Source organism: Lentzea aerocolonigenes (assembly GCF_000974445.1).
GTDB lineage: Bacteria > Actinomycetota > Actinomycetes > Mycobacteriales > Pseudonocardiaceae > Lentzea > Lentzea aerocolonigenes.
The window spans coordinates 1-25,425 of sequence record NZ_BBOJ01000025.1; the positions used below are offsets into that span (position 1 = coordinate 1).

At 69.1% G+C, this 25,425-nt stretch carries 15 protein-coding genes; 1 reads left to right on the plus strand and 14 read right to left on the minus strand.

Features of this window, described 5'->3' with window-relative positions; genetic code table 11:
• Positions 1-602, plus strand: a 602-nt coding sequence (locus tag AOM45_RS39375; protein WP_059362934.1) for an IS3 family transposase, incomplete at its 5' end; no start/stop codon positions are given.
• 62 nt (positions 603-664) lie between these two features.
• On the opposite strand, the gene AOM45_RS39380 is transcribed toward AOM45_RS39375, so the two are convergent.
• The 14 genes from AOM45_RS39380 to AOM45_RS39445 all read right to left on the minus strand — a co-directional run bounded on the left by AOM45_RS39380 (position 665) and on the right by AOM45_RS39445 (position 25,340).
• Positions 665-1,681, minus strand: coding sequence for a polyprenyl synthetase family protein (locus AOM45_RS39380; protein ID WP_030469983.1), 1,017 nt, complete (start codon positions 1,679-1,681; stop codon positions 665-667).
• Positions 1,681-2,367, minus strand: a complete 687-nt coding sequence (locus tag AOM45_RS39385; protein WP_051784070.1) for a hypothetical protein — start codon at positions 2,365-2,367, stop codon at positions 1,681-1,683. The genes AOM45_RS39380 and AOM45_RS39385 overlap by 1 nt, the downstream gene beginning before the upstream one ends.
• 69 nt (positions 2,368-2,436) lie before the next feature.
• Complete coding sequence (locus AOM45_RS39390) at positions 2,437-5,931, minus strand: ThuA domain-containing protein (protein WP_030469981.1); 3,495 nt, start codon at positions 5,929-5,931, stop codon at positions 2,437-2,439.
• Between the two features lie 32 nt (positions 5,932-5,963).
• Positions 5,964-6,815, minus strand: a complete 852-nt coding sequence (locus tag AOM45_RS39395; protein WP_030469980.1) for a sugar phosphate isomerase/epimerase family protein — start codon at positions 6,813-6,815, stop codon at positions 5,964-5,966.
• Between the two features lie 92 nt (positions 6,816-6,907).
• Positions 6,908-8,110: an ROK family transcriptional regulator gene (locus tag AOM45_RS39400; protein WP_030469979.1), complete on the minus strand. Its 1,203-nt coding sequence runs from the start codon at positions 8,108-8,110 to the stop codon at positions 6,908-6,910.
• Between the two features lie 75 nt (positions 8,111-8,185).
• The gene (locus AOM45_RS39405; RefSeq protein ID WP_030469978.1) at positions 8,186-8,893 is read right to left on the minus strand and encodes a glycoside hydrolase N-terminal domain-containing protein; all 708 of its coding nucleotides are present in this window, start codon (positions 8,891-8,893) and stop codon (positions 8,186-8,188) included.
• A gap of 82 nt (positions 8,894-8,975) precedes the next feature.
• Positions 8,976-10,475 carry an arabinofuranosidase catalytic domain-containing protein gene (locus AOM45_RS39410; protein WP_030469977.1) on the minus strand — a complete coding sequence of 500 codons (1,500 nt, stop codon included), beginning with the start codon at positions 10,473-10,475 and terminating at the stop codon, positions 8,976-8,978.
• Positions 10,476-10,503: 28 nt separating this feature from the next.
• Positions 10,504-12,207, minus strand: coding sequence for a ThuA domain-containing protein (locus AOM45_RS53905; RefSeq protein WP_030469976.1), 1,704 nt, complete (start codon positions 12,205-12,207; stop codon positions 10,504-10,506).
• A gap of 34 nt (positions 12,208-12,241) precedes the next feature.
• Positions 12,242-15,079, minus strand: coding sequence for a PQQ-dependent sugar dehydrogenase (locus AOM45_RS39420; RefSeq protein ID WP_030469975.1), 2,838 nt, complete (start codon positions 15,077-15,079; stop codon positions 12,242-12,244).
• Positions 15,080-15,402: 323 nt separating this feature from the next.
• On the minus strand, positions 15,403-17,241 hold the full coding sequence (locus AOM45_RS39425) for an RICIN domain-containing protein (RefSeq protein WP_030469974.1): 1,839 nt from the start codon (positions 17,239-17,241) through the stop codon (positions 15,403-15,405).
• 63 nt (positions 17,242-17,304) lie between these two features.
• Positions 17,305-18,441, minus strand: coding sequence for an inositol-3-phosphate synthase (locus AOM45_RS39430; protein WP_236703998.1), 1,137 nt, complete (start codon positions 18,439-18,441; stop codon positions 17,305-17,307).
• A gap of 425 nt (positions 18,442-18,866) precedes the next feature.
• Positions 18,867-19,433, minus strand: a complete 567-nt coding sequence (locus AOM45_RS39435) for a DJ-1/PfpI family protein (RefSeq protein ID WP_030469972.1) — start codon at positions 19,431-19,433, stop codon at positions 18,867-18,869.
• Positions 19,434-19,464: 31 nt separating this feature from the next.
• Positions 19,465-22,107: an RICIN domain-containing protein gene (locus AOM45_RS50130; RefSeq protein WP_081902371.1), complete on the minus strand. Its 2,643-nt coding sequence runs from the start codon at positions 22,105-22,107 to the stop codon at positions 19,465-19,467.
• Between the two features lie 767 nt (positions 22,108-22,874).
• On the minus strand, positions 22,875-25,340 hold the full coding sequence (locus AOM45_RS39445) for an RICIN domain-containing protein (protein ID WP_236703999.1): 2,466 nt from the start codon (positions 25,338-25,340) through the stop codon (positions 22,875-22,877).
• Positions 25,341-25,425: the final 85 nt, after the last annotated feature.

The window sequence follows — 25,425 nt, forward strand, 5'->3', positions numbered from 1 at the left end:
TGAACACGCTGGGTCTGGTCTGCATAGTGCGGCGGCCCCGGCGGTACCGGTCCTGGCTCGGGCAGCCCGGCACGGTCGCCGAGAACGTGCTCAACCGCGAGTTCGGCGCCGAGGCTCCGGACACGAAGTGGGTCACCGACGTGACCGAGTTCCGGATCGGGGACCGCAAGGTCTACCTGTCACCCGTGATCGACCTGTTCGACCGGTCCGTCATCGCCTACTCCTGCGGACCCTCGCCGACGCTGGAGCTGACGAACTCCTCGCTGCGCGAGGCGATCGCCACCCTGCCCGCCGGGGCCGCGCCGCTGGTGCACTCCGACCAGGGCTTCCAGTACCAGCACGCCTCCTGGCGTGCCCTGCTGGCCGACGCGTGCCTGACCCAGTCGATGTCACGGCGCGCCAACTGTCTCGACAACTCGATCGCCGAGAACTTCTTCGGCCATCTGAAGGAAGAACTGTTCCACCACACCAGGTTCGACACCGTCGAGGAGTTCACCGTGGCTCTGCACGAGTACATCGACTGGTACAACACCACCCGTATCTCGACCACGCTCAAGGGCCTGAGCCCGGTCGAGTACCGAGCCCAGGCCCTCGCGGCCTAACCTTTACTTAGCCAGTCCAACTTCCGGGGACCAGTTCAATGAAGGCGCCCCTTCATCCCGCTTCAGCGGTCCCTGCTCGTGACCAGCCGGGCCAGACCGCGCAGATCCAGGGCTGCGGCCGGACGCGGATCCGCTCGGTCCAGGCAGCCGAACGCCAGCCGCACGCGGCGGTCCGCCTCCGCTTCCGCCCACGCCCGGCCGCCCGCTTCCGCGACGAGCGCGACGATGCGCTGGACCGTCTCGTCCGCGGCGCGGTCGGAGAGGTAGATCCGTCCGAGCAGGCGCCCCGCCGGCGTGTCCGCGGCCAGTGCCGCCACGACTGGCAGGGTTCTCCTGCGGGCCCTGATGTCGGAGTGAGCGGGCTTGCCGGTCCTCTCCGGGTCCCCCCAGATGCCGAGGATGTCGTCGACCAGCTGGAAGGCGACGCCGAGATGCACCCCGAACCACCGGCAGTGGTCAGCGGCGGCGGGGTCGGCTCCGGCCGCGAGAGCACCGAGGCGGCAGGCCGCCCCCAGCAGGGCACCGGTCTTCCTCGCCGCGGTGGCGAGGCACTGCTCGACGTCGGCCGACGCCGCGGTCTCGGCCGCCACGTCGGCCGACTGCCCTTCGCACAGGTCGACCAGCACGTCGGCGAGCACACCGGCCAGGGACGGCGGCACCAGGCGCAGCGCGAGTCCCACCAGGACGTCCCCGGTGAGGATCGCCGCCGTCGTCCCGAACCGCGCCCAGGCCGCAGGACGGTGCCGCCGCGTTTCGTCGCCGTCCATGACGTCGTCGTGCAGGAGCGAGAAGTCGTGGATCAGCTCCACCGCCGTCGCGGCCGCGATCACGTCCGGCGCCGGAGGCCCGTCGGCGAACGCGCGGGCGCAGGCGAGGGTGAGAGCGGGCCTGAGCGCCTTGCCGCCCGGCGGTGAAGGTCTGCCGTCCGCGTCCCACCACCCGATGTGGTAGCCGGCGACGCGACGCAGCGCCGGGCCGAGCTCGTCCACCGCGGCGCGGTGCACCGGCTCGATCAGCGTGCGCGCGTCGGTCAGGAGGCGGGCGGGGCCGGACGTCGGCAGCACCACGTGACCCGTCATCACCGTCCCTCCGGCGCGCCGTCAGGGGCGAGCGCGCCCGTATCGCCGCCGGTGGAGAGCTGGACGTGCACGTGCCCTCTCCCCGCGTCGATGTTGATCACGTCCAGCTGGACCGCGGCCACCGACCACGTGCGCAGTGCCAGCGTGCGCTGCTCACCCGCCAGCGCCACGAGACTGCTCCTGACCGGCTCGGCCACACCGAGTGCCGTCTCGAACCCCTTGACCGCCGCGGCGAGCTGTTGCACAGCCGTGCGCAGGCCGGAACGCGCCACGTTGATCCCGTTTCCCGCGGAAGGCGACTGCTCGTACGACTTCTCCGCTGCCGAGAGAACGTCCTTCCACCCGTTCACCACCTCCGCGGTGAGTGGCGACTTCGGGGCCGACCCGTCGACGGGAGCCGCCTGCGCCATGGCCGCGAGCACCGGGGCCAGCTGGTCCCTGATCTCCTTGGCCTGGTCGGTCAGCGGGCCGAGCTGCGCGGCGTCGCGGGCGGCGTCCTCCCGTTGGAGTTCCGCGATCCGCCGCTGGGTCGCGTCCGGCCCGTTCCCCGAGGTGATCACGTACGCGACCGCCAGCCCGAGCAGGAAGGCGGTGAGGAAACCCGCCCACAGCCGCCCTTTCGGCCTGGGCGGCGGCGTGGCCCAGACGGCGGCCTTGGTCGCACGTGACCGAACGGTCCTGCTCATGGTTGCTCCTCGACGCCGTTGCGGGGAAGCCGGTCAGCGGCCCCGGAAGACCGCTGACCGGCTCCTCGGCTACCGGAAGGTCCACCTCTGGTTGGTCCCGCCGTGGCAGGTCCAGATGATGAGCTGGGTTCCGTCCGCCGTGCCTGCGCCGTTGGCGTCCAGGCACTTCGTGCCGTTGCGGATCGAGCCGTCGGACTGCGCGGTCCAGTTCTGCCCGGACGCGCCGTTGCACGTCCACAGCCTGACGATCGCGCCGTCGGTCTGGCTGTTGCCGGTCACGTCGAGGCACTTGTCGAGCGACCGCAGCGTGGTGCCGTTCTGCGTCCACTTCTGGTTGTTGCCGCCGTTGCAGGTCCACAGCTGGACCTTGGCACCGTCGGTGGAGCTGGCTCCGTTGACGTCGACGCACTTGCCGCCGCCGCCGACGATCTCCTTCGCACCGCCACCACCCGGCTGTCCCGCGCCCGGTCCGACGTAGGTGATCGAGTCGAGGTCGAAGCTGGTCGACGACGACGTCTTGAACACCGCGAACAGCTCGACGGTGCCGGCCGGCGCGGTCACGTTCACCGCGGGCGTGCTGGCGTAGGTGTCCGCGCCACCGGTGCTGGTGACCGGCGACGAGGCGATGAGCTGACCCGTCGGCGAACCGGCGCGCAGTTCGATCGTCCCTCCGCCGCCTGTCGGCGATGACACCCGGAACGACACCTGGTTGATGCCGGTGAAGTTGACCGGTTTGAACGAGATCCAGTCGTTGTTGCTGATGTCACCGACCCTGGCACCGGACTCGGCGCCCGCCTGAGACACGATCGTCACGCCGGACGAGTCGTTGAAGAACTCGGCCTGCTTCTGCTTGGGCTGCAACACGACCTGGGCACTGCCGGTCAGGGGCGGCACGCCGTTCGCACCGTTGTCGGTGTACTCGGCCGAGCCGATGACGTGCACGTTGAGACCTTGGTGCCCGGAGTCGATCGTGGTCTGGAGCGCGCCCGAACAGCCGGTCATCGGCGAGCCGATCGGGTGCTTGTGCGAGTCGTGGCCCATGTTCGACTGGACGCTCACCTTGCCGCAGTCGATCGTGCCGTCCTCCAGGTCGGTCACGGACAGCGTGTACGGGACGGGGTCACCGAAGTTGATCATCCCGCCGTCGACGGGACCGGTGAACTTCACCACCGGCTCGGTGTTGCCCACGCTGATGGTCACGTTCGCGGTGCCGATCTTGCCGGCCGAGTTGGTGACGGTGAGCTGGGCGGTGAACTTCCCGCTGCCGGTGTAGACGTGCGTGGGGTTCTGCTCCGTGGACGTGGCGCCGTCGCCGAACGTCCACCGGTAGGTCAGCGGCAGACCACCCGGGTCGTTGGAACCGGCGCTGGAGAAGCGCACCGTCAACGGCGACGGACCGGTCAGCGGACTGGCGGAGGCCTGCGCCACGGGTAGCCGTTCACCGGTGGTCGTGTAGTCGATGCGCCACAACCCGGCGCCGGGCAACGGTTTGTTGTCGTCCCAGCCCGTTCCCCAGGTCAGCAGGTACATCGACCCGTCGGGACCGAACTTCGCGTCCATCGGCGAGGCGAACGACATGTTGGACAGGAAGTTGTTGACCTTCAGCAGGTTCCCGGACGAGTCCATCCGGAACTCCCACATGCGGTTGCGGGACCACTCGCCGAAGAACGGGGTCTGGTCGAAGTAGGCGGGGAACTTCGTGCTCGACGGGTTGCCCGCGTTGTACTGGTAGGCGGGGAACGCCATCGGCGCCTCGCCGCCGCTGCTCGGGCCCATCTCCGGGAAGGCGTTGCCGTTCGCGCCGTTGCCGTACCAGAGGTCCGCGGCCCGCGACGCGGGCAGAGTCGTCAGGCCGGTGTTGTTGGGCGAGTTGTTGACCGGCGAGGCGCAGTTGAACTTCGGGCCGGACGTGCCGTTGGCGAAGTTCCAGTCGTTGTAGGCGATGTTGTTCGCCACGCAGTACGGCCAGCCGTAGTTGCCCGGCGACTTGATCACGTTCCACTCGACGAGCCCGGCCGGGCCGCGGTTCGCGTTGTCGCCGCCCGCGTCCGGGCCGTAGTCGGCCGCGTAGATCACGCCGGTGGTCGGGTGCACGCTGAACCGGAACACGTTGCGGAAGCCCATCGCGTAGATCTCGGGCCGCGTCTTGGCCGTGCCGGGCGCGAACATGTTGCCCGAGGGCACGGTGTAGGTGCCGTCGGCCTCGGGGTGGATGCGCAGGATCTTGCCGCGCAGGTCGTTGGTGTTGGCCGCGGTGCCCTGCGCGTCGTACAGCGAGCGACCGGGACGTTCGTCGATCGGCGCGTAGCCGCCCGAGTCACCGTTGGGGTTGGTGTCGTCGCCGACGCTGATGTAGAGGTTGCCGTTCGGCCCGAAGTTCAGCTGGCCGCCGGTGTGGCCCGGCTCCTCCTTGCGCGACGCGGGCAGGGTGAGCAGGACCTTCTCGCTGGCCATGTCCATCCTGTCGCCGTTCATGGTGAAGCGCGAGATCCTGGCGATCTCCTGGCTCCCCGCCGGCGAGTAGTTCAGGTAGACCCATTTGTTGGTGGCGAACGCCGGGTCGAGCGCCATGCCGACCAGGCCGTCCTCCGAGTTCTGCCCCTGGCCGTAGACGCTGAGCGTGCCCGCGACGACCGTCGTCCTGGTGTCCGGCTTGTAGATCTTCAGGTTGCCGCCGTACTCGTTGAAGAACACCCGGCCGTCGGGAGCGACGTCGAGCGTGCTCGGCGCGATGGTGGAGTTGTCGAGCTGCACCTTCTGGAAGCTGCTCCACACCGTGGGACCGCAGTCCGCGCCCACGATGCCGCCCGCGGTCTCCACGCCACCGGTGATGTGCTGGCGGAACAGGGGTTCCGAGTAGCTCGAGGCGTTGTGGCCCATGCCGGTCGCCCACACCCGGCCGCCCTCGAAGTTGCGGCACCACGAGATCGGGTGGTCGACGCCCATCTTCTGCGGGCCCGCGTCGTAGGTCGACTCGTCCGCCGTGACCAGCACGTGCACGTCACCGCGCGCGGAGCGGTTGAAGTTGTACCACTCCTCGGTGCGCGTCCACCGGTCCGGAAGACCGGCCCCGGACGGGTGCTTGCGGTCGGCGACCTTGGCGGTGCCGGACACGATCGACGAGTGCTGGGTCATGGTCATGCCGAGCATCTGGTCCCACCACGGGAACTGCTGCTCGATGTTCATGTCCGTGGCGTTGTGGATCGCCACCACGCCGCCGCCCCTGCGCACGTAGTTCTGCATCGCGGTGCGCTGCGCGGCGGTGTCCCACACCATGCCCGACGTCTGCAGCATCACGACCACGCTGAACGTGGCGAGCGTGGTGTCGTTGAAGACCGACGCGTCCTCGGTCTTGGTCATCTCCCAGCCGCGCTGGGCGGCCAGCTGCTCCATCATCGTGATGCCCGCCGGGATGGAGTCGTGCCGGTACGCCCCGGCGGCGGTCTTGGTGAACAGCAGGACGTGCAGGCCGTGGGCCTGTGCCGGGGTGATCGGCGTGACGAGCCCCATCACCACCAGAGCACCGGCCAACGCCGCCAGTAGTCGCTTGAGTCTGTCTTGCATTGCCACTCCTCCGGGGGTGGTGACGCGGTCGGCTAACGGGTGAGAGCGGCGGCGGCAGCGTGCAGGAAGGCCAGGCCTTCGACGGCGAGGGCGTCCGGGGAGTCGGCCAGCGGCCGCCAGATCGAGGCGGCCGTCGCGATGGCGGCGTTGTCCGGGGTGAACGACTCGATGCACAAGGGACCGCGGTAGCCGGCATCGCCCAGGGCGCCCAGCAAGGCGGGCCAGTCCTGGTGATCGCGACCCGGCGTACCGCGGTCGTTGGCGCACACCTGAACGTGTGCGATGCGCGCGCCGGCGGCGAGAACCGCCTTCACCGGCGCCGCTTCCTCGATGTTGAGGTGGTAGGTGTCGAGCGCCAGGCCGCATCCCTCGGCAGGGAGCCCGTCCAGCGCCTCGAGCGCTTGGTCCACGGTGTTCAGCAGGCTCGTCTCGTACCGGTTCAGCGGCTCCACGGCGATGCGGACACCGCGCTGCGCCGCGTACTCGACGACGGGGCGGAGGTTCGCGCGCAGCTCGCGGTACACCCGCGGCCGGTCGTCGATGCGCCAGGTGCGGCCGACCGAGCTGTACGCGGGGCCAGCCGCGACCGGGCTGCCGACGATCGCCGCGACGTCGACGACGTGCCGCAGGTAGTCCTGGGTCTCCGCGACCGTGTCCGCGGCGACCAGCTCACGGCCGGGCGGCATGACGAGGCAGACGGTCGCTCCGAGGTTCAGCTCGGCCAGCAGGTCCGCGGCGCGGCGCGGGTCCCAGTCGCCCGGCTGCTCCACCGGCAGTTCGATGACGTCGAACCCCCACTCGCGAACCCGTGGCGCGAGCGCGGCCAACCCGTCATCGGTGAGCGGTGACGTCCAAACCCATGTGTTGACGCCGATGTCCCACATGCAGGTGAACGTAAGCCCGACCATATGGCAGGGTCAATGCAAAAGTCCGACGCAACCGGACTAAATTATGGCTGATCTATGCCAAAAGTAGTTCAGGCCTGTCCGGCGGAGATCGCGGAGACGACCGCGCCCAGCCGGGCGTCCAGCACCTCCGGCGACAGCACGTGCTGCACGACCATTGCCGCGGCGCCCAGCACGCCGGCGGTCGCACCCGCGGTCGACGCGACGATCCTCAGGTTCTCCGTGGCCAGTGGCAGGGAGCGCCGGTAGATCGACTCGCGCACCCCCGCCAGCAGCATCTCCCCCGCCTCCGCCACCAGCCCGCCGATGACCACCAGGGACGGGTTGAACATGCTCACGCACCCGGCGAGCACCTCGCCGATGTCCCTGCCCGCCTGCCGCACCACCCGGCCCGCCTCGAGGTTGCCGGACCGGACCAGGTGCACCACGTCGGCCGTCGAGTGCGCGGGGAGTCCCAGTTCCCTCAGCTTCGCCGCGAGCGCCGGACCACCGGCGACCGCCTCCAGGCACCCGGTGTTGCCACAGCGGCACAGCGCGTCCTCACCGTCGGGCACCCTGATGTGCCCGAGGTCGCCCGCCGCGCCGGCCGCGCCGCGGTGGAGCACGCCGTTGCTGATCAGCCCGGCACCGACGCCGGTCGCCGCCTTGATCACGATCATGTGCAGCACGTCCGGGTGCGAGGCGGTGTGCTCGCCCAACGCCATCAGGTTGACCTCGTTGTCGACCAGCACCGGCACGTCGAACTCCGCCGCGATGGCCGCGGGCACGTCGAACCCGTCCCAGCCCGGCATGATCGGCGGGTTGTTCGGGCGGCCGGTGGAGTGCTCGACCGGGCCGGGCAGGCCGATGCCCACGCCGGCGATCTCCGCGGTGTCCACCCCGCGCAGCAGCTCGCGCCAGGTCGCGACCAGGAGCTCGAGGATCGCCTCCGGACCGTCCGCGATGTCGAGACCTACCTGTTCGACCGCGAGCAACCGGCACCCGAGGTCGGAGACCGCGACGGTCGCGTGGGTGGCCCCCACCTCGGCCGCCAGCACCAGCTGCGCGCCGGGGTTGAACACGAACCGGCTCGCGGGGCGCCCGCCGGTGGACTCCTCAATGCCACCTCCGGTCACCAGCCCAGCAGCCAGGAGCACGTCGAGCCGCAACCGCACCGTGGACCGGACGAGGCCGGTCGCGGCCACGATCTCCGCTCGGGTGCGCGGCCTGCCGTCCATCAACAGGCGCAGCACGGCGCTCGGGGAACCGGAATCGATGCCATGGGTGCTCTCCATCGGGCAATTGTCACACCGGCAACGAAAGAACCGGGCTCAACGTCGGGCTTGCGTGTGATCGTCACCGAACCCGGGTCAGGCCGGTGTGGCGGCCGTGTGCCGCGCGAACAGGGTGGCGTAGTCGCTCTCGAGCCCGGACAGTGCCGTGCGCAGCGCGGGGAAGATCCAGCCGGTCGGGGACGACTCGCACCTGTCGAGTTTGGTGAGCAGGAGCAGCCTGGCCGCCCCGATGACGACGAGGGTGGCCCCGCTCGCGAGGACGCTGCCACCGAACGCCACCACCCTGGTGATGCCCTCGTAGCCGGAGACACCGCGACCCGACCGGCCGACGCCCCGCAGGCTGAGGTAGCCCGAGCCGTTGCTGACGGTGGCCCTGGTCGTGCAGCGCGTACTGCCGAGCAGTCCGTCGAGGGCGGTGTCGACGCTCAGCGTGGTGTCGACCGTCCGGCCGGGCGCCGGCAGCAGCTCGTGGGCGATCACCTGGTCGGCTCTGGACGCGAAGGCCCGGCGGGCCCACGTGCCGTGCCCGTCGGTCCAGGTCGAGGTGACCTCGCCGGTGCGGGAGTCGGTGATCCGGCCGTAGCCGCCGACGGCGGTCATGCCGGGACTGGAGATCCGGAACTCGTAGGCGGGGTGACAGGACCGGCCGGCCTCGAAGACCACCTTCTCCATCGCGGGCTCGCCGTACAGCACGGCACCGCATTCACCGTTGGCTGTGCGGAAGCCGTCCCTCCAGCACACGGCCGGGCTGGTGTCGTGGATCCTCGGCTCTGGCATGCGCATCACACGACTCCTTTGTCAGTGACGGGAATGGTCGTGAGTGCTTTCCGGCGCCGCAGCGGCGGAAAGCACTCACGACCGCGGATCAGGTCAAGCTCCACTGCTGGTTGGACTGGCCGTTGCACGTCCACAGCTGGACGAGCGCGCCGTTGGCCGTGGACGCGCCGGACACGTCGACGCACAGACCGGACTGCGCGCCGGTGATCGTGCCGTTGGCGTTGACGTTCCACTGCTGGTTGGCCTGGCCGTTGCACGTCCAGATCGCCACCCTGGTGCCCGCGGTGGTCCCTTGGCCGTACGCGTCGAGACACCGCTGCGCAGTGCCGTCGAACACCGTGAGCTGACCCGACGCGGACCGGGCCCACTTCTGGCCGGTGCTGCCCGAGCAGTCCCAGATCCGGGTCTGCGTGCCCGCGGTGCCGTTCGGCGCCTCCAGGCACTTGCCCGCGCCCACCGCGCGCACCGCACCGGCCGGCGGATTCGGGTTCGGATTGCCACCACCACCGCCGTACCCGGCAGCGATGATGTTGGCCTGCACCGCGTTCTCGGTCGCGTCGGACGGGTAGCCCGCGACCATCGCACCCTCGTAGAAGGTTCCCGCGCTGAGGTTGGCGCCGCCGTCGGGCTTGCAGCAGTCACCACCGCTGCCCAGGATGATGGCGCCCTGCTTGCGCATCGGGCTGTAGCCGTTCGGCAGCGAGCCGTCGTACAACGTGGTGAGGTCGCCCGCCTGGGCGTTGCCGCCCTTGAGCGCGAACCGCGAGGTCCCGTTGTTCTTCAGGATCGCCGTGACGAACTTGTCCGTGAAGGCGCGCTGGTTCGGGTTCCACTGCTGGCTCCCGCCGGGGAACAGGCCCCACTCGAGATCCGCCTGGACCCACGGACCGCGGCCCTGGCAGCCGCCGAACCAGCACTGCGTGCTGAAGTTGATCGCGTCCATCGCACCGGCCGCATCGGCTTTGCGGGTCGTCTCGCTGTTGCCGTAGTCGAAACAGCAACCGCCGTTCACGTGCGTACCGCTGGTCACCATGTACATGCCCTCCGGCGCACTGCCGGTGGGCACGCCCGTCAGGTGACCGTCCCGCCAGTAGCTGTTGCCGGGGTTGATGTAGAGCGAGTACGCCTTGCTCTTGTCGGCGCCCATCACCAACGACTCGGAGGTCGCGCTCGCGGGCCTGCTCTGCGGCGAGCCCGGCACCACGCTCGAACCCTGGTACCACAGGTCGTTGCCCCGGCCGGACTGGTCGTAGACCACCGTGACGACGCACGACGTGCCGGCGCAGAACGCGTCCTGTGTCGCCGCGTTGGCGTTGCCGCCGGCGGCGAGCAGCCCGATGTCCTTGCTGGTGTTGTCCGACGAACGCCTGACTTGGTAGAGATTTCCGTTGTAGGCGCCGTAAAGCGCACGCGTCGTGCTGTGCGCCGCGATGCAGGGCGTGCCGCCGCTGGCGTAGATGTCACACGGTCCTGTGGTCGCCGCTGCCGCGGGTGCCGATGTGGACCACGTCAACGTGGCCGCGGCCAGCACGGTCACCGCCAAGGCGATCCGCGTGCGCGCCGCCGTGGAGACTGCCGAGAGTCTCATTCCGCACCTCCTGGGAAGGTCTGCCCGCTCATGGCAGGGTCCAGCGCTGGTTCGTGCCGCCGTGGCAGGTCCAGAGGATCAGCTGGGTGCCGTCCGCCGAACTGCCTCCGTTGGCGTCCAGGCACTTGTTCGCCTGCTGGTTGACCAGAGAGCCGTTCGACCCGGCCGTCCAGTTCTGCGATCCGCTGCCGTTGCACGTCATCAGCTGCACCTGCGCGCCGTTGGCGGTGCTGCCGCCCGCGACGCCCATGCACTTGTTGAGGGCGCGCAACGTGTTCCCGCTGACCGTCCACTGTTGACTCGCGTTGGTGTTGCAGGTCCACAGCTGGATCTTCGTGCCGTCCGCGCTGCTGCCGCCGGCGACGTCGACGCACTTGCCGGAGCCGCCGGTGATCCGCCCCGTGCGCGGAACCGTCCCGCCCAGCTCCTTGATCCGGACGTTGCGGAACGACACGTCGTCACCGGACCCGTGGTTCTGCAGGGCGATGTGCCCCGACGTGAGCGACCTGGCCGGATCGGCGTTGGTGAAATCGTTGATCTTCACGCCGTTCAGGAAGACCTGGAGGCGTTCGCCCTCGACCAGCAGCTCGTAGGTGTTCCACTCGCCGGGCGGGTTCAGCGCGGCGTCCCTCGCGGCGGTGTCGGGGGCCTTGACCCCGTAGATCGCCCCCGTGGTCTTGTCCGCGGTGTCCGTCGCGTCGATCTGGACCTCGTACCCGTTGGCGAGAGCCGAGTCCGGGGTGCTGCCCGCCGGGAACCCGAGCACCACACCTGAGTTGTCATCTCCCGGCATCCGCCAGTCGAGCTTGAGGGAGTACGACCGGAACTCCTTGGCGCTGTACCACAGCATGCCCAGGCCGTCGAACGACGTGAGCGTGGCGTCGCTGTTGGTGAAGCCGCCGGGGCCTGCCTGCGTCCACCCGGTCGTCGACCCGTTGTAGAGGGTCGTGTAGCCGGTCTCCGGACGGCAGTCGGCCTTGGTCCTGTTCGCCGCGTACCTGATGCCGCCGAGGACCATCGTGCGGAAGGCCGGTTCGGTGTAGCTCTCCTTCGTGTGGCCGAGGCCCGTGTAGAAGGAGCGTCCACCGGCCATGGGCTTGCACCACGTGATCGGGTGGTCGGCCCCCATCGACCCACCTGAGTACGTGGACTCGTCCAAAGTGGACAGCACACGGACGTTGGCACGCGGGTTGGCGCGGTAGTTGTACAACTCGTCGGTGCGGACCCAGGCCGGGGAGAGGTGCGCGGTCGCCGCGTGCGCACGGTTCTCCGTCCGGACCGTCGCCTGCTGGATGGCCGGGTGCGACGCGAAGTACGCACCCACCAGCTCGCCGTAGAACGGCCAGTCGTACTCGGTGTCCGCAGCCGAGTGGATCCCCACGTAACCGCCGCCGCCGCGGACGTAGGACTCGAAGGCGCTCTGCTGGGTGGCGTTCAGCACGTCCCCCGTGGTGCTGAGGAACACCACGGCCTCGTACTGCGCGAGGTTCGCGGTCGTGAACTGCGCCGCGTCCTCGGTGGCGGTCACCGTGAAGTTGTTGGCCGCGCCCAGCTCGCGGATCATCTGGATGCCGTTGGGGATCGAGTCGTGCCGGAAGCCCGCGGTCTTGGAGAACACCAGCACGTCGTAAGGTGCGTCCGCGGCCGCCGCCGGTGGCGCGGGTGCGACCCCGCCCACGACGAGCGCCGCGGCGGCCACGCCGAGCGCCCGTCGCCAAGCCTGGTAGGTCATCTCATCCTCCTTGGGTTCGAAGCACGCGGCGGAGTCATGGCAACGTCCAGCGCTGGTTCGTGCCGCCGTGGCAGCTCCAGATGATCAGCACCGTGCCGTTGGCGGTGCCGGCGCCGTTGGCGTCGAGGCACTTGCCGGACTTGGTGTTGACCACGGAACCGTTGGCTCCGGCGGACCAGTTCTGGCTCGTGGCACCGTTGCAGGTCCCGAGCTGCACGGCGCCACCGTCGGCGGTGCCGCCGTTCGCGACGTCCATGCACTTGCCCAACGCCCGCAACGTGGTCCCGTCGACCGTCCACTGCTGGTTCGCGCCGCTGTTGCAGGTGTACAGCTGGATCCGCGTGCCGTCGGCGCTGCTGCTGCCGGTGACGTCGGCGCACTTGCCGGACGCCGCCCCGGTGATCGGCCCGGTGCGGCCGCCGCCACCCGAGGACGTGTCGAACGTGAAGGCGTCCACGTCGAACAGGTAACCGGTGCCGCTGCCGGCGAACGTCAGGTACAACCTGCCGGTGGTCGTGGGCACGTTCGTCAGCGCGGTGGAGACCTCCCGGAACGTGTCCCAGCCGCCGGTCACCGGCACGGTCAGCGTGGCCACCGCCGGACCGGTCTGGGAGCCGGTGCGCACCGTGATCGTGCCGCCCGCTCCCGCGGAGGACACCCGCGTGGTGAACCTGTTCGCGCCGGTGAGGTTGTAGTTGTCGAACGCGATCCAGTCGCCGTTGTGGATGTCGCCGACGGTGCGGCCGCCCTCGGCCGGCGTCTTGTCGAACAGGCCGGTGCCCGACTGCGTCGTGTAGTGCTCGGCCTGGCGGTGCCGGGGCTGGAGCACGTTCTGGGCGTGGGTGGTCGCGGGCGGCACGCCGTTCGCGCCGTTGTCGGTGTACTCGGCGTCGAAGACGGCGTAGATGTTCGCCGCCGTGTCGTGCTCACCGTCCACCGGAATCTGGATCGTGCCCGAACAGCCGGTGCGTGAGGTGATCTTGTGGGAGTGGCTGTCGTGGCCGAGGAGGTAGGACAACGTCACCTTCGAGCAGTCGATCGTCCCGTCCTCCGCGTCGGACACCGTGATCGTGTAGGGGACGCTGTCGCCGAAGCTGAACAGGCTTCCGTTGACCGGGGTGTTCAACGTGACCACGGGCGCGGTGTTGCCGACGGTGATGATCACGTTGGTGCTGCCGGTGAGCCCGGCGGGGTCCTTCACCGTGAGCGTGACGGTGTACTGGCCGTTGGCGGTGAAGGTGTGGCTCGGGTTGGCCGCAGTGGACGTGCCGCCGTCGCCGAAGTTCCACTCGTAGGTCAGCGCGCCGTTCTCCGGGTCGGAGGAGCCGGCCGACGAGAAGTCCACGGCCAGAGGTGCCGCGCCGGACAGGCGGTTGGCGGCCGCACGGGCCGTCGGCGCGCGGTTGCCCGCCTGCCCGATGTACTCGATGCGGTAGAGCGCGGAGCTCGCGTCACCGTTGCCCCAGCCGGTGCCGTAGTCCAGCACGTAGAGCGCGCCGTCCGGGCCGAAGGCGGCGTCCATGACCTGGGTGCCGCGCCAGGGGAAGTCACCGACCTGTCCGGGCGAACCGTCGGGGTTGACGTCGATGGTCTTGATCCAGCGCCGGCCGAACTCGGTCGCGAACACGTGACCGTCCAGCGAAGCGGGGAACTTGACCGTCGACGGGTTGTTCGCGTCGTACCGGTAGACCGGCGCGGCCATCGGGGACTCGGACCCGCAGCCGAACGCGGAGAAAGAGCAGTTGTCGTACTTGATCCACGCGGCGCGTGCGGCGGGCAGGTTCGTCAGACCGGTGTTGTTCCGCGAACTGTTGACCGGTGCGGCGCAGTCGAACCTGGCGCCGGAAGGACCGGACGGGAACGTGTAGCGCACATAGGTCTCATTGGTGGTGTTCGTGCCGGTGCAGTACGGCCAGCCGTAGTTGCCCGCCGAAGTGATCCGGTTGAACTCCACCTGGCCGGCCGGGCCGCGGTTGGGGTCGGTCGAACCCGCGTCCGGTCCGTAGTCACCGAGGTAGATCGTGCCGGTGGCCTTGTCCACGTTGAACCGGAACGGGTTGCGCAGGCCCATCGCGTAGATCTCCGGCCGCGTCTTGGCCGTGCCGGGCGGGAACAGGTTGCCGGCCGGGATCGAGTAGGACCCGTCGGCGTTCACCTTGATCCGCAGGACCTTGCCGCGCAGGTCGTTGGTGTTGGCCGCGCTGCGCTGCGCGTCGTAGACCGGGTTGCGGCCGGAGCGCTCGTCGATCGGGCTGTACCCGCTGGAGTCGAACGGGTTGCTGTCGTCACCCGTGGACAGGTAGAGGTTTCCCGCCGCGTCGAAGTCGATGTCGCCGCCGACGTGGCAGCACATCCCGCGGTTGGTCGCCACGTCCAGCACGGTCACCTGGCTCGCCATGTTGACCGTGAAGTCCGCGTTGAGGGTGAACCGGGACAACCGGTTGACCCCGTTCCACGCGGAGAAGTCGGTGCCGTTGGCCGGCGCGTCACCGCCCGGTGTTGACAGCGGCGGCGCGTAGTAGAGGTAGATGTAGCGGTTGGTGGCGAAGCCGGGGTCCGCCGCGACACCCTGCAGCCCTTCCTCGTCGTGGGTGTAGACGGGGATGTTCGCTATCACGTTCGTGGCACCGGCCGCGGTGGTGCGGCGCAGCGTGCCGTTGCGGGAGGTGTGCAGCACCGAGCGGTCCGGCAGCACGGTCATCGACATCGGCTCGCCCATCTCGGCGACGCCCTTGGCCAGTTCGACCTGCTGGAAGTCGGCCGGGTTGACGGTGTGCGCGGCGGCCGGTGGTGCGGTGGTGGCCGTGACCGCCACGGCTGTGGCGACGGTCAGGAGCGCGGCGGAGAGCGCCGCGGTGAGTCGGTTTCTCATGGCAGGTAACACCTTCGGTCTCGGTGGCGCGCTGGTGCTGGGTTCGCGGTGGACGGCCGGGGATTCGGCACGTCGAGCAGGTCCGGGTGAGCGGACCCGTCGGAGAGGGACCCGGTGCGAGCGTCACGGCGCCGGCCGAGACGAGCGAGGAGACCGCGGAACGCGCGAGAGCCCGGCGGCGGCGCCGGAGGGTGGAGGTACGAGGCCATGATCGTCCTTCTTCGTTGAAGGTGTCTGCCGCTCCGCCCCTTTCCGGGAGCGCTCCCAGAAGGGGGCGGAAATCGGCCCGCCTCCCGTTGCCGGGAGTGCGGGCCGAGGTGGTGCTAGGTGGTCTGGCGGCCGGGCAGGCGCCAGGTCTGGTTGAGCGGGCTGCCCTGGTTCACGGGGTTGCAGGTCCGCTGGTCGAGCAGGGCACCCGACGCGGTGGAGGCGTCCACGACCGCGACGCACTTGCCGCTGTGCCGGGCGACGAGCTGGAAGTCGGTGGGAGCACTGCCCGCGTAGGTGACCTTCCGCAGGGTGAACTGCTGGTTGGTCCCGCCGTTGCAGTTCCACTGGATGACCGCGGCACCGTCCGCTGTGGACACTCCGTTGACGTCCAGACACTTGCCCGACTGCTGGTTGGTGACGGTGAAGGTGTCGGCCGCTCCCGCCACCGGGTTGAAGTTCCACCGCTGCTCGTCAGCGGTGCCGCAGGTGACCTGCTGCTGCCGGGTGCCGTCGGCGGTGCTGCGGCCGGGGTTGGTCAGGCAGTGCTGCGAGTGCTGGGCGACCGCGGTGGACTGGAACGCCCCACCGGGAGTGCCAGACGGCGGCAGGACCGTGATGGTGAAGGACTCGTCGACGTTCGAGTGCGGCAGGTTCACCGTGGTGCCGTTGTTGTTCAGCGTCACGACCGTGTCCACAGCGGTCACGGGCCCTGAGACGGCTCCGCCGTTGTTGTACGGGATGCGCTCTGCGAGCACGCGCACCTGGTTGTTCTTCACGATGCCCTCGGTGGCGTCCAGGCGCCGCAGGTTGACCGCGATGTTGCCCGTCGTGCGACCGCCGCCGACCAGGATCTTGGCTTCACCCGGTGCCTTCGTCGCGAACCCGTCGTAGTTCTGGCTCGGCGTGACCGTGGAGATCTGGCCGGTCTGCGAGCCGTAGAAGCGGTAGACCCACCACTCCCCCTTCGGCTGGTGCTGCCCCGCCGAGTTGTGCACGAGCAGGTTGCCGAGGTCGTTGTGCAGGTTGCCGCCGCTGGCCCAGTTGGCGCGCAGGCCGTCCGCGCCCGCCCGTTCCAGCCGTGAGATGTACCACGAGCCGTCGCCGGGGTTCTGCTCGTTCGACGCGCCGTACTCGTTGATCTGGTACGGCCTCGGGTGCGGGATACCGCGCGAGTCGAGCGTCTGGTTCGCCACCTGCACGTTCGACACGGGGTCGCCGGGCAACGAGTGCCAGCTGATGATGTCGGGCACGGTGTTGGTGGAGCGCACGAAGTCCAGGTACTGCGGCCACCAGCCGCCGGTGGACGGCGTGCACGCGCAACTCGGCCCGACGATCAGCTGGTTCGGGAACTCCGCCCGGATGCGCTGGTACGTGCGGCGCCACAGCTCGAAGTACTGGGACTGCGGGCGGTTCCAGAAGATCGTGATGTTGGGCTCGTTCCAGATGTCCCACTGGACGGGGACACCGGTGGCCCGCACGTCGCCGATCAGGCGGGTGAGGAAGTTGTCGTAGTCGGTCCAGTTGCCGTTGTCACCGGGGAAACGGGAGATCCCGAACCCGTCGGCGCCCCACAGGTCGTGCGGCAGCAACACGAACTCGCCGCCCAGCGCACGGGTGCGCAACAGCTGCGCGCGCGTCGAGTTCCACCGCCGGTCGTACTTCCCGGAGACCCAGCCGCCGGGACTGTCCAGCTGGGCACCGCCCGCGCGCATGTACCGGAACTTCACGTCGCGGTAGAAGTTGTCCGCGGGCCCGGACGCGTTCTCGGTCATGCCGTAGATCCAGCCCGACGCCCGGTAGGTCGGAGCGCCGGCGCCTGTGGAGAAGTCGACGGCGATGGACTCGTCCGCCGCCCCCGCCGGCACCGTGAAGGCGAGGACGGACAACAGGGCCGTGAGCAGAGACAGGACCGCTCGGCGGCGGCCGCGCCACTTTCTCGTGGTGGTGTTCACGCCTGCTCCTTTGCAGGGAAAGGGTTGCGCAGCGGAGTCCAACCTGGTCGATCGATCGATGTGTCAGAGGTTCCGGGCCCACTCGTGCAGTTCGCGGGCCTGTTCCGCGAGCCGGTGCTCGTCGCTGCCCAGCGGGTCCTTGAAGAAGAACGCGAGCGCGCCCTGGGCACCGGTCCGGCCCGCCGCGTGGGCGGCGGCCATCAGGCGGGCGAGGTCGAGCACCAGCGGGGCGGCCAGGGACGAGTCCAGGCCGCTCCAGGTCAGTTGCAGTGACATCCGCGCGCCGAGAAACCCTTCGAACGACACGTGATCCCACGCCGTCTTGCGTTCGCCGAGATCGGGAACGTGGTCGATGTGCAGGGGCGCGGTCACGTCCTCACCGAGCAACGCCGCCAGCCCCCTGGTCTTGGACGCCAGCTTGCTGTCCGCGTGCGCCGGGTCCTCCAGCGTGGCCCCGTCACCACCGCCGAGCAGGTTCGTGCCCGTCCAGGACAGCACGCGCAGCGCTCGCGAGGTGAACATCGGTGCGAGCGCCGCCCGCACCAGCGTCTCCCCCGTCTTGCCGTCCCTTCCCGCGTAGGGCAGTCCCTTCGACACCGCCAGCTCGGCCAGCGCCGGCACCGCGACCCCGGTGGACGGTGTGAAGTCCACGAAGGAGCACCCCGCCTGGAAAGCGGCGTAGGCGACGAGAGAGCTCGGCGGCAGCACGACGTTTCCCGGCACGGCGAGCGCTTCCTCCAGCGCGGCGAGCGAGTCGTGCTCGACCCGCACGGGTGGCTCGGTCGACGCCACGTTCACCACCACGACGCGGGCCAGCTCGTGCCGGGCGCGGAAGTCGGCGATGTCCTCAGCCAGCCGCCGGGCGGCGTCGGCCTGGCTTCCGGACGACGCCGCCGGGTCGTAACCGGGCCGGATCTCCGCGTCCGCGGTGTCCAGCCCGCTCGCGATGCCTCCCGTCACGTCGTACGGCAGCACGCCGTCGCGCACCAGGGACTCGACCCGCTTCGCCAGCGGCGTGGTCACGATGTCGTGCCCGCCGACCACGAACGCGCCCCACGGTGCCAGGTCCGCGTCCAGCAGCTCGGTGACGCAGCCGACCGGCGGCACCAGACCCGCGCGCAACGCGAGCAACCCGCTCACGGCGGTGGTCGCCACCGATCCCCTGGCACCGTTCAACCACAAGCCGATTCGTTCGGCCACGACCGTCTCCTCTCGTCAGCCGACCCCGGCCGGCCTCTTCGCCGCCCGAGCTGAACGCCGTCGACGGTGAGCCGAAAGCGTTGCAGCGAATGAACTCCAGTGCCTCGGGCGCCCCGATGAGCCGGTGTGGCGGATCCGGTCGCGGCACAGCGAAGTCCATTGTGGACAAAATGTGCCGAGACACACTCCTGTCCACGGGCGAACCAGGGCACGATCACGCCTGGGCGAGCTCACCATTGAGTCCTCCGAGCGCCGAGAACCGCTGCGACAGCAGGGAATTCAGCCTTCCGCACAGTCAAACTAACGAGCCGCTTTTCACACGGCAAGGTCGTGACGGTGTCACATATCAGCCAAATTGGCCCCTTGACCCGGCAGTCGACGCAGCCCGCCCGACCGGAGCTGGTGCGAACGTCCATTGTGGATGATCATTCGGCAGGAACACCCGCTTTCGCCAGCACCCGGAGGAACGCACGCGACCACTGGGGCAGGTCGGGCCAGCCCCGGCAGGACACCATCGCGCCGTCCACGACGTCCGGCCCGTCGGCGAAGGTGGCGCCGGCCTGCTCCACGTCGACCTTCAGCGGCGGGTACGCGGCGGTCGTTCGTCCGCGCAGAAGTCCCAGTGCGGCCGGGACCTGCGGGCCGTGGCAGATCGTGCCGACCGGGAGCTCGTGAGCGAAGAAGTACGCGACGATGCGGGCGACGTCCGGGTCCGTGCGGATGTACTCCGGTGCCCGGCCACCCGGAATCACCAGCGCCTGGTACTCCTCCGGGCGCACGTCCGCGAACGCCAGGTCCACGGGCAGCCGACGACCCGGCTTCTCCGTGTAGGCGTCACATCCCGGTTCGAAGTCGTGCACCACCAGCTGCACCGGCCGTGTCGTGGGCGCGGCCACGACCACCTCGTGGTCGTCCTCCCGCAGCCGGAACAACGGGTACATCGAATCGAGCTCCTCCGCGGCGTCCCCCGCCAGCATCAGTACTCGTGCCATGCGCCTTCCTCTTTCCCCGTGCGGTTTTCGTTCAGTTCTGCGGCAGGAGTTGCCATTGCTGGTTGACACCGCCGTTGGCGGACCATTGCACGACCTGGGCTCCGTCGCTCGTGGACTGCCCGTACACGTCCGCCACGAGACCGTTGCCGACGTTGACGATCGTGAAGAACCCACCGGCCGCCGATCGCAGGAACCACTGCTGGTTGGTGCCCCCGTTCGCGGTCCACTGCTGCAGCTGCAGGCCCGTGGTGGACGACGAACCGTTGACGTCGAGCACCTTGCCCGTCGCGTCGTAGCGCAGGGTGAAGGATCCGTTCTGCGCGGCGCTGACGGTCCAGGTCGCGTTCCCGCTCTGCTGCACGGCCTTGGCACCGTCGGCGGTGGAGTTGCCGGCGATGGCCAGCGGCTTGCCGCTGTTGCGGTTGACGATGCGGTACTTGCCGGGGGTGGGCCCCTGTCCGCCGCCCAGGGTGAAGTACTCGGCGGTGTCGGTGAACGTGGTGACGCCGGACTTGCCGGTGGACAGGACGAGGTACACCCGCGAGCCGCTCGCGGGAGTCGTGAAGGACACCGGCTGCTGCACGCGCGAACCCAGCGGGACGGTGAGGGTCGTGCTGCCCGAGGCGATCACCGCACCGGTGGGGCTGTCCAGCCGGGCGCTCCAGGCGAAGTCCACGGCGGTACCGGTGAGGTCGTCGTTGAAGACGGTGATCGTGCGGTCGACCCTGGTGTTGCCGGCGAAACCGGGAACCGCCGACGCCAGCGGGAAGCCGCCGCTCGCGTCGGACACACCGGAGGCCGACCAGTAGGGCAGGTCGATCGCGGCGATCGGGTTGAACCCGGCCTGGACCCGCTGGATCTGGGCGTTGCTCCACGGGTCCGGCAGGTTGTCCGCGCCGTAGACGGGGCGCCCGCCCTCCTCCGGGGTGAAGTCCGTGGTCCGCACGCCGGGGATGACGCTCGCCCAGGCGGACAGCAGGGTGTAGGGCCGCAGGTCACTGGTGTCCTTGCCGCGCTTGGCGGCGGTCGCGGTGCCGAACCACGTGAAGCCCTGCTTGCTGCTGCACGCCGGCCAGATGTACTCGCCCTCGCCGTCCGGCCGGCCCGCCACGGACCAGGTCTGTTCGCCGTAGCGGCCGGTGCCGTCGAGGTAGTGCGGGATGAGGTTGTAGTTGGCCTGCGTCATGCCGGGATACCGGTTGGGCGCCCCGCCGGGGGCCAGCTCGGTGATGATCGGCCTGGTGCCGTCAGCGCCGTTCACGGCCGCGTACAGGTCCTTCTGGAACTGCTCGGAGTCGGAGTCGGAGAGGTTCGGCTCGTTGACCTGGCTCCAGCGGATGATCGACGGGTGGTTGCGGTCGCGCAAAGTCAGCGCACGGGCGTGGGCCACCATGTTGGCGCGGCCCGCGTTGAAGTCCTGGGCGTTGCCGGCACCGCGGATCGCGGTCTCGTCGATGATCATCAGACCGAGCTCGTCGGCCACGTCGAGCATGTACGGACTGGCCGGCTCCTGGTGGATGCGGACGACGTTGAAGTTGAGGCGCAGGTAGTTGTCGACCGCCTGCGGCCAGCCTCCGTTGCCGGCCGACGGCGGGAGGAAGCCCGGCAGCGTGTCGAACGCGTCGCCCTTGCCACCGTTGTCGATCCGGTCGTAGTTGGCGCCCTGCAGGTTGTCGCCGCGCACGTTCACCCGCACGCCGTTGAGGCGGTAGTACTCGCCGTTCTGGGTGCTTTCCCGGAACCCGAAGCGGTACGTGGCGTCGCTGGTGCGGCCGTCGTCGGTGGTCGCGCGCACCGACAGCCGGTGCAACTGGGCACGATATCCCTGCCGATACGGCACGTTCGGCCACCAGTACGAGGCCGCTCCGAGAGTCCACGCCACCGGACCGACGGTCACGGTCGCGGTGGAACGGGCCGCGACGGTGACCGTGCGGCTGGGCAGCGCGGGGTAGGCGAAGGCCTGTCCGTTGTCCGAGGCGAGCGTGCCGCCGAGGGTCACGGTGCGGGCGCCGCCGGAGGTGTTGGCGACCGTCACGTCGTAGGTCAGGGTCTGGTCGGTCACCGAGGTGCGGACGAAGGCGTCGCTCACGTGCACGGCCGGGTACACGCGCAGGAACGCCGAACGGAAGATCCCCTGCGGAACCGCCTCCGACCAGTTGGCGGCGTCGGGAACCAGGTACTTGCCCGCCGGCGTCTTCAACGCGTTGCGGCCCTTCACGTTCACGCTGATCGTGTGCGTCGCGCCGGGCGTCGTGAAGGCGGTGATGTCGAAGTTCGACGGCGTGTACGCGGTCGTCTGGGTGGCGACGACCCGTCCGTCGACCGACAGGGTCGCCTGGTGGTTCACCGCACCGAACTCGATCCACGCCGACTGCGGCTGCCCCGAGTCGGGGACCGTGATGGTGCGCGAGTACGTCGCCTCGGACACGTCGGTGAAGCCTTGCTTGTACCAGCCACCACCGGGCACGGAGATCGTTGTCGCCGGGCGGCCCGCCGGCGTGAAACTCCACCTGCCGGCCAGGTCGACCGACTGTATCGCGGCCTCACCGGCGGCGACCCCGTTCACGTCTGCGACTGCGGGGGCCGAACCGGCCGCCGCGACCGGGACCGCCACCGCCGTACCGACCACAGCGAGCACCACCGCGACCACGGCCGCGAACCGCCCCCGAGACATGCTTGAACTCCTTGTCCGCCAGCCAGGAGTCGTCGTGCTGGCAACAGTTCCGAGTTGTGTCCACAACGGATAGACGTTCCGGGGGGGCGGCGGCGCTCCGGACGTGGTCCTTGGCGGACCGGAGAAGACGGGTGCTGGTGAACCCGGTCGGCGAGCTCGGCCCTGCGGCAGCTCAGCGAGGCGGCGAAGCGCGCCTGGTGGTGATCACAGGCGGCGCCACCGCGTCGGGCAGGAAGGTCTGGACAGAGTACGAGACAGCACTGTCACGGGTACTCCTCGAATCGAGGGCAGGGCCGCGCGCCGACACGCGCGATTCGTTTGTTGACCAGCGAACAATTAGTCGGACCGTTTCCACGTTAGGGCTTGGGCCAGACCCGGTCAATAGGTCATACATGTTGCCCGAATGAGTCAGGTTGCTCCACAAGGCGCAAGCCGACGCCGATCAGCCGAGCCTCCCAGCCGTGCTGCCGACCAGGTCGTTGTCGAAACATATGCGATCGCTACCAGTCCGTGGTCCGACGGCGGGAGACCGCCCACCGCCGTACGGACCACGGCCCCCTCGCACGGCCCACGATATTTGTATGACTCATTGCCGCTACCCTCTGATCAATTGGTGAACTGCTGATCAGTCTTGTGCGATCCCGTTCACCAGGTGGAGGCAGCACGAAACCCCGCCAGGCCGGAAAGTCCACAAGGGATGCTGAGTGATCCTCGGCGAAGGACGCTGTACCGCGGGAAAACTCACGGCACAGCGTCCTTCGAGTGGCTCAGGCGCGCAGGCTCCACTGCTGGTTGGCGGCGCCGTTGCAGGTCCAGAGGATGACCCTGGTTCCGTTCGCGGTGCCGGCACCGTTGGCGTCCAGGCACAACCCCGACTGCACACCGGTGATCGTGCCGTTGGCGTTGACGTTCCACTGCTGACTGGTCTGACTGGTGCAGTCCCCGATCACCACCGCGGTGCCGTTGCCGGTACCGCCGTTGCCGGCCGCCAGACACTTGGTGCCGTACACCTGCAGCTGCTTGCCCGACGTGTTGGTGAAGCGCTGGTTGGTGCCGCCGTGGCAGTCCCACAACTGCGCCTGTGCGCCGTTGGCCGTGCTCGCGCCGCTGATGTCGATGCAGCGGCCGGACTGGCCGCCGACGATCGTGGCGCCCTGCGGACCGCTCCCACCCTGCCGCCGCACGAGCGACTTCGACTCCGCGGACCGGTTCCCCTGCGCGTCGAGGACGTAGAGCCGGTAGTCACCGGCGGTGGCCGGGACGTCGATCGTCGTCGCCGTCCCGCTCGCCCTGGTCATCGTCGGGCCGACCGCGAAGTTCGTCGTACCGAGCGGGGCCAGCCAGACGGTCCTCGTCGCGTCGCCGATGCTCCGGATCGGGATCGACGTCCCGCCGGCGCCGACGAACGTGCTGCCGGGCAGGGCGTAGTCCGGCCGGGAGAGGTTGCTCTGCGGGATGACATCCCGGTAGGCGTCCTCCAGACCGGAGCTCACGGCGATGCTGTGGGCAGCCGCCGGCCAGACGTAGTCCGAATAGACGAGGATGTCCTGGACGGTGCTGTTGGGCAGGTTCTTGTTGGAGACCTTGTTCACCGGACCGTACGTCTGCGTGATGCTCAGATCGTGTTTGCGTCCGAAGTCGTCGGAGTTGATGAGCCAGTTGACGTTCTTGTCCACGCTCAGGACGTTGTCGCGGAAGGTGATGTACGCCGAACCTTCGTCCGGGTGAAGCCCGTACTTGTGTCCGGACGGGACACCCTGGAGGTAGTTGTTGGTGATCGTGGTTCCCGGCTGGCTGCCGAGCGTGTAGATCGGGGCCGTGTCGTTGAGGCGCTGGACCGTGTCGATGATGTGGTTGTAGCTGATGTTGTTGTTCCGCGCCGTGGTCGTCGGCCGGTTGGGTGCGATGGAGCCCGAAGAGCCGTCGAAGTTCCACCAGCCCCAGCCGAGCGTGATGCCGTTCCACGGAGCCTTTTCGATCCGGTTGTGCTGCACGGTCAGGGTGTCGACGAAGTACGCCGAGATCGGGCTGTGCCCGCTGAACAACACCGCGCTGTCGTAGAGGTAGTTGTTCTTGATCTCGATGTTCTTCGGCAGTCCTTCGACCTGCGGGGAGTACTTCTCGCGGTTCGTCGTCGTGTGGTCCCCGATGTAGACGTGCTGCGGATGACCCACGTTGATGGCGGCCCCGGCCGTGTCGTTCGTGTAGTTCCCGACCAACTGGATGTTCTGCACGTCGTTGACCAGGCTGATCGCGTCGACACCGGTGTGCTGGACCCGGTTGCGCAGCAGGGCGATCCCGTCGGCGTTCTCCACCTGGACGGCACCCGGCGGGGTGTCGAGGTTGCGGTAGTAGTAGACGTGGAAGTTGCCCTTGGCGTAGGCGGTGTTGCCGGAGTTGCCCTGCTGGGCCTGCTTGAAGACGGAGCCGGCCACGCTGAAGAGGTTCCAGTCCGAGTGCTGCACCGTGAGGCCGGTGAACGTGATGTTGCGCGCGTGGTTGGCCGTGGACGTGCCGGCGACCCGCAGCAAGGTGGAAACGTTGTTCGGCGCGTAGACCGTCGCCGTCGCCATGTTCTCGGAGTCGGTCTTGTAGTAGTAGACGGTCTGGCTCGACCTGTCGAAGTAGAACTCACCCGGCGCGTCGAGGAACTCGTAGGCGTTCATGAACTTGTGGCTTCCACCGGCCTGGAAGTTGCCGTTGAACGCGCCCTGGGCGATGGCCCCACCCGGTTGCTGGAACAACGCGACACGGTTGGCGCCGTCGCTGGTGACCTGCCGGACTCCCACGATGGACGTCTGCCAGGTCGTCGCCGTCTCGATCTCGATGTCGTCCGGGTTGCGGGAAATGGCGGGCAGATCGGCCGTGCTGTACTTCGCGCCGTCGCACTGCGAGCCCGACTCCCACGCCCACGGGGCCTGACCGGCGGTGACGTTGTACGTGCCGTAGCACCCTTGCGAGTTGATCGTCTTGGTGGCCATGAAGGCGCGCTTGTCGTTGACGTAGAGCGCCCGCAGCTTGTTGCCGCGGGTGAGCGGAGCCTTCCAGATGTTGCCGCTGTGCTGCGTCCAGCCGGTCACCTGCACGCCGCCACTGAGCACCGGCGTCTCGTTCTGGTACGCGGAATAGATGACGCGGTACCCGTTCGTGCCCGAGTCTCTCGGCGTGAAATCCACGGTGCTGCCCAGCGGGTAGTTCCCCCCGCGGAGCTGGACGTGGATGTCCCCGGTCATGTTCGAGTTCACCGCGCGAACAGCGTCCCGTGCACGCGGCAACGTCTTGAACGGGGCCGTGATCGTCCCCGGATTGTCATCATTT

What these genes read in the sequence shown, in the direction of transcription:
- AOM45_RS39390 (WP_030469981.1), bottom strand. Translation starts at nt 5,931, where the DNA reads ATGCAAGACAGACTCAAGCGACTACTGGCGGCGTTGGCCGGTGCTCTG.
- AOM45_RS39380 (WP_030469983.1), bottom strand. Translation starts at nt 1,681, where the DNA reads ATGACGGGTCACGTGGTGCTGCCGACGTCCGGCCCCGCCCGCCTCCTG.
- AOM45_RS39410 (WP_030469977.1), bottom strand. Translation starts at nt 10,475, where the DNA reads ATGAGACTCTCGGCAGTCTCCACGGCGGCGCGCACGCGGATCGCCTTG.
- AOM45_RS39385 (WP_051784070.1), bottom strand. Translation starts at nt 2,367, where the DNA reads ATGAGCAGGACCGTTCGGTCACGTGCGACCAAGGCCGCCGTCTGGGCC.
- AOM45_RS39420 (WP_030469975.1), bottom strand. Translation starts at nt 15,079, where the DNA reads ATGAGAAACCGACTCACCGCGGCGCTCTCCGCCGCGCTCCTGACCGTC.
- AOM45_RS39395 (WP_030469980.1), bottom strand. Translation starts at nt 6,815, where the DNA reads ATGTGGGACATCGGCGTCAACACATGGGTTTGGACGTCACCGCTCACC.
- AOM45_RS39405 (WP_030469978.1), bottom strand. Translation starts at nt 8,893, where the DNA reads ATGCGCATGCCAGAGCCGAGGATCCACGACACCAGCCCGGCCGTGTGC.
- AOM45_RS53905 (WP_030469976.1), bottom strand. Translation starts at nt 12,207, where the DNA reads ATGACCTACCAGGCTTGGCGACGGGCGCTCGGCGTGGCCGCCGCGGCG.
- AOM45_RS39400 (WP_030469979.1), bottom strand. Translation starts at nt 8,110, where the DNA reads ATGGAGAGCACCCATGGCATCGATTCCGGTTCCCCGAGCGCCGTGCTG.
- AOM45_RS39445 (WP_236703999.1), bottom strand. Translation starts at nt 25,340, where the DNA reads ATGACCGGGGACATCCACGTCCAGCTCCGCGGGGGGAACTACCCGCTG.
- AOM45_RS50130 (WP_081902371.1), bottom strand. Translation starts at nt 22,107, where the DNA reads ATGTCTCGGGGGCGGTTCGCGGCCGTGGTCGCGGTGGTGCTCGCTGTG.
- AOM45_RS39435 (WP_030469972.1), bottom strand. Translation starts at nt 19,433, where the DNA reads ATGGCACGAGTACTGATGCTGGCGGGGGACGCCGCGGAGGAGCTCGAT.